The sequence below is a fragment of the Actinomadura litoris genome, from assembly GCF_009733595.1.
In the GTDB taxonomy this organism is placed as follows: domain Bacteria; phylum Actinomycetota; class Actinomycetes; order Streptosporangiales; family Streptosporangiaceae; genus Spirillospora; species Spirillospora litoris.
This window is the reverse complement of record NZ_WOFH01000007.1, coordinates 349731-367366: the sequence shown is the minus strand read 5'-3', so window position 1 is coordinate 367366 and position 17636 is coordinate 349731. Positions and strand designations below refer to the sequence as shown.

General features: G+C 74.3%; 14 protein-coding genes. 5 read left to right on the top strand and 9 right to left on the bottom strand.

Annotated elements, in window-relative coordinates:
- The first annotated feature begins 77 nt into the window (after positions 1-77).
- Positions 78-1301, top strand: a complete 1224-nt coding sequence (locus tag GNZ18_RS22050) for an ArsB/NhaD family transporter (protein ID WP_312874664.1) — start codon at positions 78-80, stop codon at positions 1299-1301.
- On the opposite strand, the gene GNZ18_RS22045 is transcribed toward GNZ18_RS22050, so the two are convergent.
- From GNZ18_RS22045 to GNZ18_RS22035, 3 genes are all read right to left on the bottom strand, one after another.
- Positions 1302-2195, bottom strand: coding sequence for an inositol monophosphatase family protein (locus GNZ18_RS22045; protein WP_156218400.1), 894 nt, complete (start codon positions 2193-2195; stop codon positions 1302-1304).
- A gap of 47 nt (positions 2196-2242) precedes the next feature.
- Positions 2243-2959 carry a hypothetical protein gene (locus tag GNZ18_RS22040; protein ID WP_214617874.1) on the bottom strand — a complete coding sequence of 239 codons (717 nt, stop codon included), beginning with the start codon at positions 2957-2959 and terminating at the stop codon, positions 2243-2245.
- Positions 2960-3023: 64 nt separating this feature from the next.
- Positions 3024-4037, bottom strand: a complete 1014-nt coding sequence (locus GNZ18_RS22035; RefSeq protein WP_156218399.1) for a hypothetical protein — start codon at positions 4035-4037, stop codon at positions 3024-3026.
- 187 nt (positions 4038-4224) lie between these two features.
- On the opposite strand from GNZ18_RS22035, the gene GNZ18_RS22030 reads away from it, so the two are divergent.
- Both GNZ18_RS22030 and uvrB read left to right on the top strand, forming a co-directional pair.
- Positions 4225-5379: a sensor histidine kinase gene (locus GNZ18_RS22030; protein ID WP_156218398.1), complete on the top strand. Its 1155-nt coding sequence runs from the start codon at positions 4225-4227 to the stop codon at positions 5377-5379.
- A gap of 88 nt (positions 5380-5467) precedes the next feature.
- Positions 5468-7585, top strand: a complete 2118-nt coding sequence (gene uvrB / locus GNZ18_RS22025; RefSeq protein ID WP_156218397.1) for an excinuclease ABC subunit UvrB — start codon at positions 5468-5470, stop codon at positions 7583-7585.
- A 582-nt stretch (positions 7586-8167) separates the two neighbouring features.
- Here uvrB and GNZ18_RS22020 read toward each other — a convergent pair.
- The 6 genes from GNZ18_RS22020 to GNZ18_RS21995 form a co-directional block, all read right to left on the bottom strand.
- Entirely contained in the window at positions 8168-10078 is a 1911-nt protein-coding gene (locus GNZ18_RS22020) for an ABC transporter ATP-binding protein (protein ID WP_216651400.1), read from the bottom strand.
- Complete coding sequence (locus GNZ18_RS22015) at positions 10068-10508, bottom strand: lasso peptide biosynthesis B2 protein (protein WP_242887280.1); 441 nt, start codon at positions 10506-10508, stop codon at positions 10068-10070. The genes GNZ18_RS22020 and GNZ18_RS22015 overlap by 11 nt, the downstream gene beginning before the upstream one ends.
- Complete coding sequence (locus GNZ18_RS22010) at positions 10505-10762, bottom strand: lasso peptide biosynthesis PqqD family chaperone (protein WP_156218396.1); 258 nt, start codon at positions 10760-10762, stop codon at positions 10505-10507. Before GNZ18_RS22010 ends, GNZ18_RS22015 begins: the two co-directional genes overlap by 4 nt.
- A 37-nt stretch (positions 10763-10799) precedes the next feature.
- Positions 10800-12632: an asparagine synthase-related protein gene (locus tag GNZ18_RS22005; RefSeq protein ID WP_156218395.1), complete on the bottom strand. Its 1833-nt coding sequence runs from the start codon at positions 12630-12632 to the stop codon at positions 10800-10802.
- A gap of 18 nt (positions 12633-12650) precedes the next feature.
- Positions 12651-12758, bottom strand: a complete 108-nt coding sequence (locus GNZ18_RS22000) for a keywimysin-related RiPP (RefSeq protein ID WP_156218394.1) — start codon at positions 12756-12758, stop codon at positions 12651-12653.
- A gap of 505 nt (positions 12759-13263) precedes the next feature.
- The gene (locus tag GNZ18_RS21995) at positions 13264-14163 is read right to left on the bottom strand and encodes a phosphotransferase (protein ID WP_156218393.1); all 900 of its coding nucleotides are present in this window, start codon (positions 14161-14163) and stop codon (positions 13264-13266) included.
- A gap of 95 nt (positions 14164-14258) precedes the next feature.
- Between GNZ18_RS21995 and GNZ18_RS21990 the strand changes: the two genes are divergently transcribed.
- Positions 14259-16421, top strand: coding sequence for an MMPL family transporter (locus GNZ18_RS21990; protein WP_156218392.1), 2163 nt, complete (start codon positions 14259-14261; stop codon positions 16419-16421).
- A 5-nt stretch (positions 16422-16426) separates the two neighbouring features.
- Positions 16427-17635 (top strand): sensor histidine kinase, encoded by a 1209-nt coding sequence (locus GNZ18_RS21985; RefSeq protein ID WP_156218391.1) that lies wholly within the window; start codon positions 16427-16429, stop codon positions 17633-17635.
- The last annotated feature ends 1 nt before the right edge of the window (position 17636 follow it).

Sequence of the window (17636 nt, the reverse complement as noted above, 5' to 3'; positions counted from 1 at the left end):
GCCGTGCCGCCTGTGGAGAACCGGGCCGCGCGGCCCGTCGGACGCCGCGCCGCGCCGCCTATGGGATCATGTCGCGCGTGCCGTCCCCGCCCGCGACCCTGCGCCGAGCCGTCCGGTCCATGGGCCTCCTGGACCGCGTCAGGGTGGGGCTGCTGGCCCTCGGGCTGGTCTTCGTCGCGACGGGCCTGCTCCCGCCCGCGACGGCCCGCGACAGCGTCGAGCGCATCGCGCCGCTGCTGCTGTTCCTGCTCAGCGTCATCGTGCTGGCGGAGCTGACCAAGGAGGCCGGGGTCTTCGACGCGATCGCCCAGCGGATGGCGAGCGCGGGCCGGGGCAACTACGCCGCGCTGTTCCTGCTGTGCGTGGGGTTCGCGGCGGCCACCACCGTCTTCCTGAACCTGGACACGACCGCCGTGCTGCTGACGCCGGTCATGCTGGCGCTCGCGGCGCGCGCGCGGATCGCCGCGCTGCCGCTCGCCATGACGACCGTGTGGCTGGCCAACACCGCGAGCCTGCTGCTGCCCGTGTCCAACCTGACCAACCTCCTCGCCGCCGACCGGGTGGCCCTGGAGACCCCCGCGTTCGCCGCCCGGATGTGGCTGCCGCAGGTCGCCGTCCTCGCCGTCACCATGCTGCTGCTGTGGGCGTTCTTCTGGCGGCGCGGCATGCGCGGCGCCGACACCTACGACCCGCCGGACGTCGCGCCCGTCCGCGACCGCGTCCTGTTCTCCGCGACGGGCGCCGCGTGCCTGCTGTTCATCGGCGCGATCCTCGCGGGCGTCCACACCGGCCTCCAGCTCGGCCTCGCCGCGACCGCCGCCGCCGTCGTGGCGGTGGCCGCGTTCGCCGTCCGCGACCGGTCGGCGCTGCGGGGCGAGCTGGTGCCGTGGCGGCTGATGGTGTTCGTGACCGGGCTGTTCCTGGTCGTCCCGACCCTTGAGCGGTACGGGCTGGACGAGGTGATGCGCTCCCTCGTCGGCGGCGACGACGGCGCCGCGGGCGCCGTCAGGGCCGGGTTCGCGGGGGCGGGGCTCTCCAACGTCCTCAACAACCTGCCCGCCTACGTCGCGGGGGAGTCGGCGGTCCCCGAGGCCAACCGGGACCAGCTGCTGTCCCTGCTCATCGGCACGAACGTGGGCCCGGTGATCACGCCGTGGGGGTCGCTGGCGACGCTGCTGTGGTTCGAGTGGTGCCGCCGCTGGGACGTGCGCGTCCCCATGCGCAAGTTCGTCCTCACCGGGACCGTCCTGGCCGTACTGGGCTGCGCCGCCGCCATCGCGGCATTGCCGGCGACCCGCTGACTACCGGACGAGCGGGATCTGGCCGTCCGGCCCGGCGGTGTCCAGCGCGCGGTTCGCGGTCTCCACGAGCCGCGCGAGCAGCTCCGGACGGGCCGCCACGAACCCCAGCTCCGACGGCGTGCGGTCGATGCTCAGCTCGTAGGGGCCGCCGTCCAGGCGGCGCAGCTCAGCGCCCGCCTCGGCCGCCAGCAGCGCGCCCGGCGGCAGGTCGACGAGCTCGGGCCGGTAGCCGACGATGCCGTCGATGTCGCCGCGCGCCAGCATCGCCCACGCGACCAGCGGCGCCCACAGCTGGAGGAGCCGCGAGCAGCGCAGCTCCAGCGCCGTGCGCAGCGCCAGCGCCGACGGGTCGCCCGCCTTGACCGCGTGGCCCTGCGTCCAGCCCAGCACCGGGTTGCGCTCCCGGCCGGGGCGCGGGCGCGGCGCCAGCGTCAGCGGGGCGCCGTCGGGGTCGAGCGCGCCCTCGCCGCGCACCGCCGTCCACGTCCGCCCCGAGACGGGGTCGTGGACGACGCCCAGCACCGGGACGGAGCCCGCGCACAGCGCCAGCCCCACCGCGTACACGGGCATGCCGATCGCGACGTTGTTGGTGCCGTCGAGGGGGTCGACCAGCCAGACGAGGTGGGAGCCGTCCGCGCCGTCGAGCACCCCCGACTCCTCGGCGATGATCCGGTGCCCGGGGTAGGCGGCGCGCAGCCGCCCGAGGATCAGCTCCTCGGCGGCGGTGTCCAGCTCGGTGACGACGTCGCCGTTCCCGCCCTTGGGCCGGGCGACCAGCGGGCCGCCCGTGCCGGCGCGCAGCAGCGCCCCCGCCGCCTCGGCCGCATCGACCGCCACCCGGCGGGCCTCGCCGAGATCGACCGGTAGGGCCGGTGACGCTGTCGTGGATCTCATCGGGGGCCTCTCCAGTCGGGTCCGGGGGCTCGGGGTCCGGCGGCCGCCTACCGGCGCGTCGGTGACAGGTCGTCGCGGGGGCGTCCCGGCCCGGGCGGCGCGGGACGAGCGGCGTATGCGTTCGCGACCTCGCGGGCCGACCGGTGGAGGGCGCGCGCCGCCTCGCCGGGGTCGGACCGCGCGCGGCGCACCCGGTGGGTCGCGACGTCCGGCGGGCCGAGCGACAGGTCGCCGCCCCCGGGCGTCTGGCGGCCGAGCGCGACCGTGGCCGCGTCCCGCCCGTCCTCGATCAGCGTGCTGTGGAACACGCCCGCGGGCAGAGTGTACGACTCGCCCGTCCCGTGGGCGGTGGAACGGCCGGGAGAGTATCGGACGGTGCGCCCGGTGGCCCTCAGCTCGTCGACCTCGCCCCGGCTGACGACCTCGAAGACCTGCGCCGCCGCCCCGCCGGGGCCCTCGCCGACGTCCATCCGGACGTTGCGCACCGTCCCGTACAGGACGAAGCTCAGCAGGTCCCAGCTGTGGCAGTGCACGGGCGAGGTGGTGGAGGGCGCCGGGTCGACCTCGGACGTCCAGATGTGCAGGCACACGCCGAAGTCGCCGGCGCGCTCCACCGGCAGGCACAGGAACCCCAGGGGATGCCGCACGGCCGGGACGCGGGACCGCCCCTCCGCGACGTCCGCCAGGACGCGGCCCGCCCACGCCGGGAGCGTCCGCGCCGCCGTCCCGGCCTCGATCTCCCTGCGGATCTCCTCGTACCTCATCGCTCGCACCCGATGTCGCTGTTCCTTTGTGGCGTCCGCGTGCGTCCTGCCCGCGCGGACGCGGTCACTCGTAGGGGTCCTTGGGCCGCAGCGCCTTCCTGATGATCTCGATGACGTCCCGGTCGGTGTAGCCCTGGGCCATGTCGATGCCGATCACCTCGAAGAGCCTGCGGACCTCCTCGACGGTCGGCTCATCGTCCAGCGGCGCCAACCGCGCCTGCTCGACCGGCACGCGGCGCGCCTGGTCCAGGCTCGTCAGCAGCTCCGCGCTCAGCCAGCTGTAGTAGAACTTCGTGCTGTCGACCACCAGCGCCTGGCCGCGCGGGTTGTCGCGGGTGACCACGATCAGCGAGGACGACAGGTCGTAGCGCAGCGTCGTCATCGTCCGCGCCAGCCCGATGTCGATGTCGAGCATCCCGAACCGCTGCTTGTGCCAGCACGCCGCGAGGATCGTGGCGTAGGCCTCCTTGCGGGTGCGCTCCAGCGTCCACGGCTCGCCGGTGCCGTCGGGCCCGTCCGCCGAGGAGCGGCGGTGCCGCGCGTAGGCCTCGCAGACCTCGACGTCCGTCGGGTCGATGATCTCCAGCCGGAACAGCAGCGTCCGGCCGTCCCGGCGGGCGGCGGCGACGGTCTCGGGCAGCGTCTTGGCGCGGATGTAGGTGCCGGTGCCGCCCTTGAAGATCCAGCGGTCGGTGTCGCGGCGCGCCTCCTCCAGCACCTGCGCCACCTGCGCGCCGCTGATCACCCGGACGATCGTGGTCTCGTCCAGCGCGCGCTTGGTGTCGGCCAGCACGCCCTCGAACGTCTCGATGTGGGTCAGCTTGCCGCTCAGCTCGTCCAGCGTGGCCGAGGACGCCCGCAGCGTGTCGCGCACCTCCGCCTCGACCGGGACGCGCCGCCCCCGGTCCCGCAGCACCGACGTCGCCAGGAGGCCGACCACCGCGAGGATCGCGCTGTTGGTGACCTCGTCCTCGTGGGGGAGGTCCACCCCGACCCCGAGCACCGCGACCGTGATGGCGAGGATCAGCGCGATGAAGGCGTCGGCGTTCTTCCCGAGCCACGTGGCGAAGCGGGTCATTGTATGCGTTTTCCCCGTCCTTGTCGGCGCCGTCATCGTAACCACAGCACCGCGAGGGGGGCCACCGGCCCGCGTCCCCTACGCGGCCGGGGCTGAGGCGCCGCAGGTCACGTTCCCCTCGGGCCGCGGACGACCACGCTTTCCGGCATGGACGACCTTGGTCCCCTCCGCCCCCTACACTCATCGCATGCAGCTGCGGGGCTGGTGGTCGGCGGCATGGCCGACACCGCGTTCACGGGCGCTGGACCTCACCCTCGCGGTGTCGCTGGCGGTCGTGGACGGCGTGTTCCTGTGGTTCGCCCCTCAGGACTTCTGGCTGCCGCCCGCCGTGACGTCGGTCGGCAGCTTCCTCCTCGGCCTGGGCCTGGTCTTCCGCAGGCGGCACCCGGTCCGGCTCGCGCTCGTCGCCGTGGCGCTCGGCACGGTCGCGGGCGCGGGCGTGTTCGCGCTGGTGGTGATCCTCTACTCGCTGGCCGCCTACACCCCCAACCGCCGGACGGTGTGGACGATCGCCGCCTTCGGGTACGTCTCCGGGATCGCCTTCCCCGGCCCCACCGAGAGCGACGACCCGTTCCTCGCCCAGGCGATCTTCGGGGTGGCGTTCACGGCCGTCCCCATCCTGCTGGGCCTCTATATGGGGGCCCGCAAGCAACTACTGGCTTCCCTCCAGGAGCGGGCGTCCCGGCTGGAGCGCGAGCAGCACCTCCTCGCGGAGCGCGCGCGGGGCGAGGAGCGCACCCGCATCGCCCGCGAGATGCACGACGTCGTCGCCAACCGGATCAGCGTCATGGTCGTCCACGCGGGCGCCCTGAAGGCGATCGCCGTCCGCGACCCGGGCCGGGCCGCCGAGACCGCCACCGTCATCGGCGACATGGGACGGCAGGCGCTGGAGGAGCTCCGGCACGTGATCGGCGTCCTGCGCCAGGGCGAGGAGGCGCTGCCCCAGGAGGCGGTGACGCTCGCCCACGTCCGCGAGCTGGTCGACCAGTCGGGGGCGGCGGGCCTGGTGGTCGACCTGGCCGTGCGCGGCGAGGAGCGGCCCATGCCGCCCGCCGTCGGGCGGACGGTCTACCGGCTCGTCCAGGAGGCGCTGACCAACGTCCACAAGCACGCGGGCGCCGCCGACACCCGCGTCGGCCTCGGGCTGCTCCCCGAGGCCGTCGAGGTCGAGATCGCCAACGACGCGCCCACCGCCCCGCCCGACCACGGCCTGCCGAGCGGCGGGCACGGCCTGGTGGGGCTGCGCGAGCGGGTCACCGCGCTCGGCGGCAGCTTCGAGGCCGGGCCCAGCGCGGACGGCGGGTACGCCGTCCGGGCGCGGCTGCCGCTGCCCGCGTCCTGATCGCCGTCCGGCCCGCTGACCAGCGTGGACCGGTTTGTCGGACGCCGTGCGTACAGTGGGGGAGTAGTCACAGGGGAGGGGGGCCGGGATGCGGCCAGTCACCGATCTTCGGCGCCGGGTGGCGCCCTTCGAGGTCGTCACCGAGATGACGCCGTCCGGCGACCAGCCGCAGGCGATCAGCGAGCTGGCCGAGCGGATCGGCCGCGGCGACAAGGACGCGGTACTGCTCGGCGCCACCGGCACCGGCAAGACCGCCACGATCGCGTGGCTGGTCGAGAAGCTCCAGCGGCCCGTCCTGGTGATGCAGCCGAACAAGACGCTCGCCGCCCAGTTCGCCAACGAGCTGCGCGAGATGATGCCCGGCAACGCGGTGGAGTACTTCGTCTCCTACTACGACTACTACCAGCCCGAGGCCTACATCCCGCAGACCGACACCTACATCGAGAAGGACTCCTCGATCAACGACGAGGTCGACCGGCTGCGGCACTCGGCGACCAACTCGCTGCTGACCCGCCGCGACACCGTCGTCGTCGCCTCGGTGTCGTGCATCTACGGCCTCGGCACCCCGCAGGAGTACGTCGACCGGATGGTGCGGCTCCAGACCGGGCAGCGGATCGAGCGCGACGACCTCCTCCGCCAGCTGGTCGGCATGCAGTACACCCGCAACGACCTGGCGTTCACGCGCGGCACCTTCCGCGTCCGCGGCGACACCGTCGAGATCATCCCGCAGTACGAGGAGCTCGCCGTCCGGATCGAGATGTTCGGCGACGAGATCGAGAAGCTCGCCACCCTGCACCCCCTCACCGGCGAGGTCATCACCGAGGACGACGAGCTGTACGTCTTCCCCGCCTCCCACTACGTCGCCGGCCCCGAGCGGATGGAGCGGGCCATCGCCGGCATCGAGGCCGAGCTGGAGGAGACGCTCGCCGTCATGGAGCGGCAGGGCAAGCTGCTGGAGGCGCAGCGGCTGCGCATGCGCACCACCTACGACGTCGAGATGATGCGGCAGGTCGGCACCTGCTCGGGCATCGAGAACTACTCCCGCCACATCGACGGCCGCGGCGCCGGGACCGCCCCCAACACCCTCCTGGACTACTTCCCCGAGGACTTCCTCCTCGTCATCGACGAGTCGCACCAGACCGTCCCGCAGATCGGCGCGATGTACGAGGGCGACGCGTCCCGCAAGCGGATGCTGGTCGAGCACGGGTTCCGGCTGCCCTCGGCGATCGACAACCGGCCGCTGAAGTGGGAGGAGTTCCTGGAGCGCATCGGGCAGACCGTCTACCTGTCCGCGACGCCCGGCAACTACGAGATGACCCGCGTCGGCGGCGACGTGGTCGAGCAGGTCATCCGCCCCACCGGCCTGATCGACCCCGAGATCGTCGTCAAGCCCACCAAGGGCCAGATCGACGACCTCATCCACGAGATCCGGCTGCGCACCGACAAGGACGAGCGCGTCCTGGTCACCACGCTCACCAAGAAGATGTCCGAGGACCTCACCGACTACCTCCTCGAACTCGGCATCCAGGTCCGCTACCTGCACAGCGAGGTCGACACGCTGCGCCGCATCGAGCTGCTGCGCGAGCTGCGCGCCGGCGAGTTCGACGTGCTGGTCGGCATCAACCTGCTGCGCGAGGGCCTCGACCTCCCCGAGGTCTCCCTGGTCGCGATCCTGGACGCCGACAAGGAGGGCTTCCTGCGCTCGGAGACCTCCCTCATCCAGACGATCGGCCGCGCGGCCCGCAACGTCTCCGGCCAGGTCCACATGTACGCCGACACCGTCACCCCGTCGATGGAGCGCGCGATCGACGAGACCAACCGGCGCCGCGCCAAGCAGCAGGCCTACAACACCGAGCACGGCATCGAGCCCCAGGCGCTGCGCAAGCGCATCGCCGACATCCTCGACTCCCTCGCCCGCGAGGACGCCGACACCGAGACCCTCATCGGCGGCGCGGGCCGCCAGCAGAGCCGCGGCAAGGCGCCCGTGCCCGGCCTCGCCTCCCGCACCCGCGAGGTGGGCCGCCACGCCGCCGACCTCGTCGGCGAGCGCCCCCGCGAGGAGCTGGAGGGCCTCATCGAGCAGATGACCGCCCAGATGCACCAGGCCGCCACCGACCTCCAGTTCGAGCTGGCCGCCCGCCTCCGCGACGAGATCAAGGAACTCAAGCGCGAACTCCGCGAAATGAAGGAGGCGGGCGTCAGCTAGGGCGCTTCTGATGAATCTTGGGCGGACCCAACGAGCAACGTGGTTGTTGCTGCTGTGGCAGCAGGTCGCCGAGAGGTGGTTTGTGGAGCCGTTCCAGGACCCGCAAGGTCGCCCTGATGATCCATCAGAAACGCCCTAGGCCCCCTGGCTGTACTCGTAAAGTCCCGGCTGTTCTCATGAAGACCCGGCCCACCCCCCTCGCCTGGCGGCTCGGGGGGTGACCGTGCCTTGGCGGGCGCGGCATCGCTTCGCGATCTTCGCGGTGGGGCCTCGCCTCCGGCGTCGGCCCCACCGCTCAGCCACGCGCCCGCGCGGTGGCCGAGGCCACTTCGGAACACGCCATGGGCTCCGGCCCTTGGCGCCACCGTGCCCTCCGCCGACCCCGTCCGCCGATCCTGTCCGCCGATCCTGTCCGCCGGTCACGCCTGCTGGTCACGCTCGCCGGTCACGCCTGCTGGTCACGCTCGCCGACCACGTCCCTGACGTGGTCGGGGACGTCCGTGACCAGGGCGGCCGGGAGGCGGCGGGCAAACACGCTCGCGTTCCGGGGCTGCCTGCCGGCCACCCGGCATGGCTCGGTCCTCAGCCTCGGCCGGCGTGCTCACAGCCGCTCCCGGTGGCGGAGCGGTCTCCCCGGCGCGCCAGCCACTGCGAGGCGAGGTCGCGGTAGTAGGCGCTGGTCTCCAGGAGTTGCTCATGGGTGCCGGACGCGGCGATCCTGCCCTGGTCGAGGACGATGACGCCCGCCGCCGCGCGGACGGTGGTGAAGCGGTGCGCGATGACGAGCAGCGCGCACCGCCCGGCGGCCTCCTCGATCGCGCGGTGCAGCGCCACCTCGCTCTCCAGGTCCAGATGCGAGGTCGGCTCGTCCAGCAGCAGGAGACGGGGCCGCGCGACGAGCGCGCGGGCGATCGCCAGGCGCTGCCGCTCCCCGCCCGACAGCTCCCTCCCGTGCTCGCCGACGCGGGTGTCCAGCCCCTCGGGCAGCCGCGAGACCAGCTCGTCCAGGTTGGTCATGGCGACCGCCCGGCGGATCTCCTCCTCCCCGGCCTCCGGGACCGCGTAGACCAGGTTGTCGCGCAGGGTCCCGTCCAGAACCGGGCAGTCCTGCTCGACCAGCCCGATCCTCGACCGGTGGCCGTCGCGGCTCAGTGAGTCGGCCCGCACGCCCTCGACCAGCACCTCGCCGCGGTCGGGATCATAGAACCGCTCGGCGAGCGCGAAGACCGTCGACTTGCCCGCGCCGGAGCGCCCGATCAGGGCCACGTGCCCGCCCGCCGGCACCTGGAACGACACCCCCCGCAGCACCGGCCGCCCCCGCCGGTACCCGAACCACACCTCCCGGAACTCCAGTGCGGCCGCTCGGCCACCGTTCGCACCGGGCTCCGCTACGGTGCCGCCCTGAGCGCAGGGCCCGGCGGAGACCTCGTCCCCGGCGAGTCCGCTGGTCGCGCCAGGTGGGCGGGGCAGCGCGGGGAGGCCCGGGGCGGCGTCGGTCTCCCGGGGCAGTGCCAGGGCCTCGGTGATCCGGTGGACGGCCCCGGTGCCCTGCTGGACGGCGCTGAACGCCTCGAAGATCGAGCCCAGCGGCGCCGTCAGGTACAGCATGTAGAGCAGGAACGCGACCAGGTCGGCGACGGAGCCCGTGCCGCCCGCGACGCGCGTCCCGCCCACCAGGAGGACCACGAGGAAGGAGCCGGTCACCGCGAGCTGGGTGGCGGGGGAGACCAGCGCGTCGAAACCGGCCATCCGGACGTTCGCGGCATAGGCGGCCTCGGCGCGCCCGCCGATGCGGGCGCTCTCGCGGGGCTCGGCGCGCCCGGCCTTCACGGTGCGGATCGCGCTGAGCGCGCGTTCCAGACCGGCGGCCATCTCGCCGGCCGCCTCCCGACCCCGCAGCGACGCGGCCCGCATGCCCCGCAGCGCGAGGGCGAGGGCCGTGCCCGCGCCCGCGACGACGGCCGCGACGCAGGCGAACAGCGCCCAGTCCAGCCAGAGCATCAGCACCACCGTCGCGGCCAGGCCGATGGCGCCGGTCACGGCGTCGGTGAGCCCGCCCGCGATGATCTGCCGCAGCGCGAGGGTGTCCGCGTCCGCCCTGGAGATCAGGTCGCCGATCCGGTGCCGGTCGTAGACGGGCATGCGGAGCCGCAGCAGGTGGTCGATCAGGTTCAGCCGGACGCCGAGGACGATCCCCTCGCCGGTCCGCGCGAGCTGGAAGCGGACCAGGGCCTGCACCAGCGCCTGGCCGGCGAACAGCGCGACCAGCGCCCCCACGGCGGCCCACGGCGTCCGGCCCGACGCGGCGGCCGCGATCACGTCCCGCGCGACCAGGGGCTGGGCCAGCGCCAGCGCCGACGCCAGCAGGGTCGCCGCGACGGTGGCGGCGATGGCGCCGCGGTGCCCGGCGGCCAGCCGCAGCACCTCGCGCGGTCCCGCCGTGCTCCTCCGGTGCCCGGCCCGGCCGCCCGGCGCGGGCGCCTCAGCGTCCACGGGCCCCGTCCCGGCGCGGTGGCACGGTGATCAGCGCGGCGAGGTAGCCGTCCGGCACGTTCTCCTCCACGAGGCGGCCCTCGGCCTCCACCCACGCGTGCGCCCCGAACGGCGGCCGCACCCGGGCGCCGACGCACCAGCTCGGCCACACGCCCCACATCCGGCACAGCAGGACGGTCGCCAGCGACCGGGGCAGGCACCCCCGCGGCCCGAGGCAGGCGAGGCTGCCGGCGAGGACGGCGTCGCGCGCCCGCTTCGCCTGGTCATAGGTGGCGGGGGAGGCGCCCCTGGAGAGCAGGGTGAGGAGCGTGCGGATCCGCGCGGGCGGCAGAAGGGCGACGAGCCGGGCCAGCAGGACGGCCAGCCGCGCGGCCGCGCGGCGCCGCAGCGGGCCCTTCGGGGGGCGCTCCAGCGCGCTCGGGACGGTCACGGCCGCACCAGTCCCGCCGCGCGCAGCTGTCCCACCAGCGCCGTGACGTCCCGCAGCGCCCGCGGCTCGTCGACGTCGAACTCCTCGGCCATGGCCGCGGCGGCCTGCTCGGCGGTGCGGCCGTCCGCCAGCAGCCGCAGGGCCAGGGCGGCGGTCGGATTGAGCTGCCAGTAGTCGCCGCTGCGCTCGTCGAGGAGCACCGTGCCGTAGGCGGTGTCGGTCGTGGACACGCCGGGGCGCAGTCGCAAACCCATGCGGGGTCTTCCTTTCAGTACCGGTCTTCCGGACGGGTCATCGCCGCGCGCGCCGGCGGTCCAGGGTGCGCAGCCAGACCTCGCAGCCGAGCGTGGAGTACAGGATCGCCCCGCGCAGCGCGGGCGTGTCGGGACGGGCGAGGAGGGCCTTCAGCCGCTCGCCGTCGACGAGGCCGAGCCGGGCCAGCCGGGAGTCCTCGCACAGCTCCATCAGGTCGCGGCTGTGCGCGCGCAGCCCGTCGGCGGCGTCCATGGACGCCTCCGCCTTGTTGGCGCGTGCGAGGCATTCGGCCGGGACGACGCCGCGCATGGCCGCGACGAGGAGCGGCTTGTACCGCCACGGGGTGACCCGGTCCTCCGCGCGCACGGCGAGGCAGGCCTCGATGACCCGGTCGTCCAGGAAGGGCGAGGCCATCGGCAGGCCGGCGCGGGCGCTCATCCGCTCCCACTGCCGGATGATGCGGGTACAGGCCCGGATCGAGTGCAGGTCGAGGTGCTGCCCCCGGTCGGGGGCCAGCGGCTCGGCCGTCCGGGCGGCCTCGCGCAGCACCTGCGCCGCCGCCTCCGCCGCCTCGGGGGTGACCCAGTCGAACAGGCGCGGAGCCGTGTCCCAGCCGAGCGCGCCCGCGACGGCCGGGCGGGCGGGGGCGCGGAGGTCACCGGCCGCGTCCAGGAGCCACCGGCGGTAGGGGCGGCCGTCGGCCAGGGCGCGCGCCGCCGGGGCGAGCGGCCAGTCGAACAGCGCCCGGAACCCCCGCAGCCGCCGCAGCGCGAGGAGCGGCCGCCTGCGCAGCAGCCCGTGGTAGTGGGCCTCGGAGCACCAGGCGACGTGGTCGCCGCCGATGCCGGTCAGGTGCAGGCGGCTGCCCCTGGCCGCCAGCCGGGGGACGTGGTCGAGCATGCGGGCGCGGTCCATCACGCCGATGCTCGGCTCGTCCAGCGGGTCGTCGATCTCCAGGAGCCCCGCGTAGACCAGCGACGCGTCCTCGGCGGGCCAGACCGTGTGCTCGACACCGGGCAGGTGCGCGGCGGCGCGCCGCGCCCAGGCCAGGTCCTCGTCGGCCGGATCGCGGCCGGGCCAGGTGGCGGCGACGACCTCGGCCTCGCCCCGGGCCGCCAGGAAGCAGATCGAGGTCGAGTCCAGGCCGCCGGACAGGTCGCAGCTCACGACGCCGCCGCCCGCGGTGCGCGCGTCGACCGCCGCGGTGAGCGCCGCCGCGACCTCGTCCGCGGCGGTGGCGAGCGGGCGCACCGCCTCCGGCGCGGCCCACCAGCGGCGCGTCCGCGCGCGGCCGTCCGGCTCCAGCAGCAGGTGGGCACCCGGCTCGACGCCTTCGACCCCGCGCCACAGCGGTGTGTGGAGCAGCGGGTGCGGGAGCGGCCACAGCAGGCGCGCGGCGATCTGGCGCTCGTCCAGCGCGGCCCCGGTCAGGGCCGCGAGCGTGTCGGCGCGGTCGGCGGCCACCGTGACGCCGCCCGCGCGGGTGTGGAAGACCAGCCGCAGCCCGGCGGCGTCGCCCTGGACGCGCGTCCGGCCGTCCAGCGCGGCGACCAGGTGGAAGCTTCCCGGCAGGGAGCGGACGAGCCGGTCGAGGGAGGCGAGGTCGCGCAGCCGCCCGGCCTCCCGGGCGAGCCGCTCGGGACCGATCGGGCAGGTGCCGATGATCGCGATCCGGGCGTCTCCCGCCGCGGCCTCGGTCATCTCGGCGTCGCTCCAGCGGCCCGCCAGCCAGGGCCGCCCGGAGCGGTGCCGCAGGATGCGTTCGGGGGGTGTGGGCAGGCCCGCGGCCACGGCGAGGGCCGCCTCGTGGTCCGGAAGGACCACGAAGGACGCCTCGCCGTGGCCCGGCATGCCATCGTGATCAGGCATGGGCCGTGAACGCCCGGCTCAGTTCTTGCTGAGGATCACACGGTCGTTGCCGTGGAAGCCGAGCAGTCCGGTGACCTTGCGGAAGGAGCCGGCCGCCACAAGGGCGGGGGTCTCGTACTTCTGCATTTTCTCCTCCTCTTGCCGTGGGTTTCCCAGGGGAGATCTCCCGTGTTCCGCCTTCCGCTCTTCTCGGTGGAATGCGAAACGCGAGAAGCATGACATCCGGGCGCGCCGGTTGACCATCCCGCCGATATCCGATCTTCATGGCGCCGGAGCGATCGATGGCGGCTTCGAGGAGGAGAAAACGGGATAAGGCAACCATACCCGGTGGTATGGGGCTTCCGGTAAATCGGATTACCTGTCCCTGCGGACATTGTTCGGTGCCACAGGCGAAGGATCATATTAACCTGTCCGTAACCCAGAATGATGCCGCTTGGTGCAAATACGCGACCTATGAGGACGGGTGTGCGCGGTCCAATATCCGGTCGCGTCGAACGGGGGTACGGGAGGTCGCCCGCCCTTTGGTCCGGCCTTCGCCCCGCCTATCGCCCCGCTCTTTGTACCGGCCTTTGTTCGGGTACTTGGGAATTCCCCTTGACCCGTCCTTTAGGTGCGGGAGCCCGAGGGCCGGCTACGGCTTCAGGGCGAAGAACTCCCGCACGCGGCGCCGGTGGTAGTCGAGATCGTCCTCGTCGTGCTCGACGCCTCGCGCGCGTGCCAGGTTGAAGTAGGCGGTCTCGCGCCGGAGGCGGTGGCGGATGAGCTGGGCGACGGTCTCCTCGTCCATGGGCCCGGCGGTGCCGCCCGCCGCGTGGTAGTCGGCGACGAAGCGGCGCCGCAGCTCGGGGGCCCGCGCGTGCTCGTCCGTCCATTCGAGGGCGGCGGAGGCCACCTCGAACTCGGGGGCGGCGACGAACGCCTCGTCCCAGTCCAGGAGGGCGACCAGGCGGCCGCCGCGCGCCAGGGTGTTGCCCTCGTAGTAGTCGCCGTGGACGACCTGGCGCGCCGGGGTGCGGGCGTGGAAGGCCGCGAGCCACCGGTCGAGGTCGGGGTCGGCGAGTTCGGGGACGTCCTCGGGGAAGGCGCCGTCCAACCCGATCTCGGCGAAGGAGCGGGTCGGACGCGGCGGCGGGGCGTGGTCGGCCAGCGCCCGGTGCAGCCGGGCGAGGAGCGCGGCGGCCTGCGTGCGCGTCGTGGGCTCCTCGGTGTCGGGCCACTCGCCCTCCACGTGGCGCCACAGCGACAGCGGGCGGCCGTCGCCCCGGACGACCGTGGCGCCGTCGCGGGCGCGCAGCGGCGCCACCGCCTCGGGCATGCGGGACGCGGCGTGCGCCGCCACCGCGTGGCACCACTCGGTCTCGGCGTCGCTCCGCCAGGCGGGGCCGACGCGCACCACGAGATCGCCGATCCGGTACGCGGCCGACTCCTCGCCGCCGAACAGCCGCTCGGCGGGGCCGTCGGCGGGAACGTTCCAAGCATCCTGGACCGCCTTCCGCATGGCGCCCGTGAGCGGCGTCTCGGCGTAGATCATCCTGTCTCCTTCCGGGGGGTCCACCGATCGGTGGACGGCAGGTTCAGCCGTTCGCCGCTGCCGGGGAAGGGGGCCCGGCCAGCAGCATCGAGCACATGATGAATCTTCCAGTACGCGCGGCCCGGTGGAGCGCCGGGCACCCCTGGCGGGCGATCGCCGGATGGTTCCTGTTCGTCGCGCTGTGCCTCGGCGTGGGCATCTCGGTGGGCGGCCACGCCGCCACGTCCGCGGACTTCCGGGTCGGCGAGGCCGGCCGGGCGGAGGCGATGGCGGCCGAGGGCGGGCTCCAGAACAAGCCCGTCGAGCGGGTGATGATCTCGGGCGAGGGGGCCAGGGACGCCGCCGCGCGCGACATCGCGGGACGGATGAAGGGGCTGCCGGAGGTCGAGTCGGTCGCCGCGCCGGTGCGGGCCCCCGGCGGGGACGTCGTCCGCGTCGACGTGACCCTCAAGGGCGCCGAGCTGGACGGGCGCAAGCACGTCGAGCCGCTCCGGGAGCAGACCGACGCGGTGCGGGCCGCCTACCCGGGGCTGCGGGTGGAGGAGACCGGCGGGCCGTCGGTCAGCAAGGGCGTCGAGGAGCTGCGCGGGAAGGACCTCTCGCGCACCGAGGTGATCGCGCTCCCGGTGACGCTGATCACGCTGCTGCTGGTCTTCGGGTCGGTGGCGCTCGCGGTGGTGCCGCTGCTGCTGGCGCTGTCGTCGATCGTCGCGGCGGTGGGCCTGTCGATGCTCGCCTCGCACGTGTTCCCGGACGCGGGGGTCGGCACGAACGTCATCCTGCTGATCGGGCTGGCCGTCGGCGTCGACTACACCCTCTTCTACCTCAAGCGGGAGCGGGAGGAGCGGGCCCGCGCGGGCGGACGGCTCAGCCCGCGGGCGGTGGTGGAGCTGGCCGCGGCGACCTCGGGGCACGCCGTGGTGGTGTCCGGCCTCGCGGTCGCGGTGTCGAGCGCGACGCTGTTCCTGGCCGACGACGTGATCTTCTCCTCGCTCGCCACCGGCGCGATCGTGGTGACGCTGGTCGCGGTGGCCAGCTCGATGACCGTCCTGCCCGCGCTGCTCGCGAAGCTCGGCGCGCGGGCCGAGCGGCGCCGGGAGCGCAGGGCGCGGCGCGGCAAGGCCGTCCGGGCGCACCGCGAGGACGGCGCCGGGCGGATCACCACGGCGCTGCTGCGCCCCACCGAGAAGCGCCCCGCGGTCACCCTGGCCGTCGCCGTGCTGGCGATGCTGGCGCTCGCCTCCCCGCTGCTCGGCCTCAAGCTCACGGACATGGGCCGGGAGACGCATCCCCGCAGCATCCCCGCCGTCCAGTCCTACCACCGCATGAACGCGGTGTTCCCGGAGCTGAAGTCCACGCACCAGGTCGTCGTCCGCGCCGACGCCGGACGGTCGGACGAGGTGCGCGCCGCCCTCGGCGACCTCGCCGGGCGCACGCGCGGCGACCGGCGCTTCGCGGGCGCCCCGAGCCTGCGCACCTCGGCGGACGGCCGGGTCAGCCTCCTGGAGCTGCCCGTCCCGCACTACGGCAGCGAGGACGCGGCGCGTGCTTCCCTGCGCGACCTCAGGAAGCGGTACATCCCGGCCTCGCTCGGAAAGCTGGACGCGGACGTCGCGGTGTCCGGGGACGTCGCCCGCTACACCGACTACCCCGAGCACCAGAAGGACAAGCTGCCGATGATCATCGGGGCGCTGCTGCTGGTGACGTTCGCGATGACCGCGTGGGCGTTCCGGTCGGTGGTGCTCGGCCTGGTCGGCGTCGTGCTGAACCTGCTGTCGGCCGCCGCGTCGCTCGGCGTGCTGGTGGCGGTGTTCCAGTACACCTGGGCGGAGGGCCTGCTCGGCTTCACCTCGACGGGGTCGATCGGCTCGCGCGTCCCGCTGCTGCTGTTCGTGATCCTGTTCGGCCTGTCGATGGACTACCAGGTGTTCGTGATCAGCCGCATCCGGGAGGCGGCCCTGGCCGGGGTGCCGACCCGGCAGGCCGTCCTGGAGGGCGTCGGCGGGTCCGCGCGGGTCGTGACGAGCGCGGCGTTCGTGATGGTGACGGTGTTCGCGAGCTTCGTGCCGCTGCACATCATCGAGATGAAGCAGATGGGGTTCAGCCTCGCGGTCGCGGTGCTGCTGGACGCGGCGATCATCCGGATCATGATCCTGCCGGCGGCGATGCTGCTGCTCGGGGAGCGGAGCTGGTGGCCCTCGCGGGGGATGCGCCGGGTGCGGGCCGCGGCGGAGCGTCCCGCCGAAAAAGTAGGCTGACCGGCATGGACGCCCGGCCGCAGCTCGACGATCGGTTCCAGGTCCGCGCCCTCGTCCGGTGGTACGCCGCGCTGTGGCTCGTGCTGGGGTTGATCCCGCAGGTCCTCGCCGCGGCCGACGACCCCGGCGCGGCGCGGGTCTCGGGGATCGTGCTGCCGGTCGTGCTCGGCGCCTGCTACGCGGTGACGGAGCTGTACCCGCGCGTGCTGCCGCCGATGGCGTACCTCTGCGTGCTCGCCGCCGGTGTGGGCGCCCTGTCGTACGTGCGGGGAGGCGGTGCCTCGCTCTACATCGCCTCCCTCCCGCAGTTCTGGATCCTCACCAGGAGCCAGCGGTACGCGGTCGCGCTGAGCGGCGCCGCCGGGCTGGCGACGCTGGCCGGGGAGGTCGCGGCGGGCGCCGCGCACCTCCCGACCGGCAACATGCTCTTCACCGTCGGCGGCTTCCTGGCCGGGCTGCTGCTCGGCCTGGCGGCGCACCGGTACGTGCGGCAGACCGAGGAGCGGGCGCGGCGGCTGTCGGCGGAGCTGGCGGTGGCGCAGCGGGAGCTGGCCGAGGCGAACCGGCGGCAGGGCGCGGCGGAGGAGCGCGAGCGCCTCGCCCGGGAGATCCACGACACGCTCGCGCAGGGCTTCGCCTCGATCATCGTGCTGGCGGAGGCGGCCCGCGCGGGGCTCGGCGCCGAGCCGGGCCGCAGCGAGCAGCAGCTCCGCTCGATCGAGCGGACGGCGCGCGACAACTTCGCGGAGGCGCGCGCCCTGGTCGACTCCGCGCGGCGCGACGGCCCCGCGCAGGGCCCGGTCGCGGCGACGCTCCGCCGCGTCCTGGACCGCTTCACCGAGGACACCGGCATCCCCGTCGGCGCGGAGCTGCCCGACGTCGAGTGCGACCAGCCGGCCCGGATCGCGCTGCTGCGCTGCACGCAGGAGTCGCTCGCGAACATCCGCAAGCACGCGGGCGCCTCGTCGGTCGGCGTCGTGCTGGAGCGCCACCCGCACGGCGTCGAGCTGGAGATCACCGACGACGGCCGCGGCTTCGTGGTCGGCGCCGCCGCCGGCTTCGGCCTGGAGGGCATGCGCCGCCGGCTGGCCGAGCTCGGCGGTGGGCTGACCGTCACCAGCTCGGTCGGCGACGGCACCCGGATCCACGTGATGATCCCGCTGAGCCCGCAGGACCCGCCGACCCCCCTGATCTCGACGAGCCCGCAGGAGTGAC

What these genes read in the sequence shown, in the direction of transcription:
- GNZ18_RS22045 (WP_156218400.1), bottom strand. Translation starts at nt 2,195, where the DNA reads ATGAGATCCACGACAGCGTCACCGGCCCTACCGGTCGATCTCGGCGAG.
- GNZ18_RS22040 (WP_214617874.1), bottom strand. Translation starts at nt 2,959, where the DNA reads ATGAGGTACGAGGAGATCCGCAGGGAGATCGAGGCCGGGACGGCGGCG.
- GNZ18_RS22035 (WP_156218399.1), bottom strand. Translation starts at nt 4,037, where the DNA reads ATGACCCGCTTCGCCACGTGGCTCGGGAAGAACGCCGACGCCTTCATC.
- GNZ18_RS22030 (WP_156218398.1), top strand. Translation starts at nt 4,225, where the DNA reads ATGCAGCTGCGGGGCTGGTGGTCGGCGGCATGGCCGACACCGCGTTCA.
- uvrB (WP_156218397.1), top strand. Translation starts at nt 5,468, where the DNA reads ATGCGGCCAGTCACCGATCTTCGGCGCCGGGTGGCGCCCTTCGAGGTC.
- GNZ18_RS22010 (WP_156218396.1), bottom strand. Translation starts at nt 10,762, where the DNA reads ATGGGTTTGCGACTGCGCCCCGGCGTGTCCACGACCGACACCGCCTAC.
- GNZ18_RS22005 (WP_156218395.1), bottom strand. Translation starts at nt 12,632, where the DNA reads ATGCCTGATCACGATGGCATGCCGGGCCACGGCGAGGCGTCCTTCGTG.
- GNZ18_RS22000 (WP_156218394.1), bottom strand. Translation starts at nt 12,758, where the DNA reads ATGCAGAAGTACGAGACCCCCGCCCTTGTGGCGGCCGGCTCCTTCCGC.
- GNZ18_RS21995 (WP_156218393.1), bottom strand. Translation starts at nt 14,163, where the DNA reads ATGATCTACGCCGAGACGCCGCTCACGGGCGCCATGCGGAAGGCGGTC.
- GNZ18_RS21990 (WP_156218392.1), top strand. Translation starts at nt 14,259, where the DNA reads ATGATGAATCTTCCAGTACGCGCGGCCCGGTGGAGCGCCGGGCACCCC.
- GNZ18_RS21985 (WP_156218391.1), top strand. Translation starts at nt 16,427, where the DNA reads ATGGACGCCCGGCCGCAGCTCGACGATCGGTTCCAGGTCCGCGCCCTC.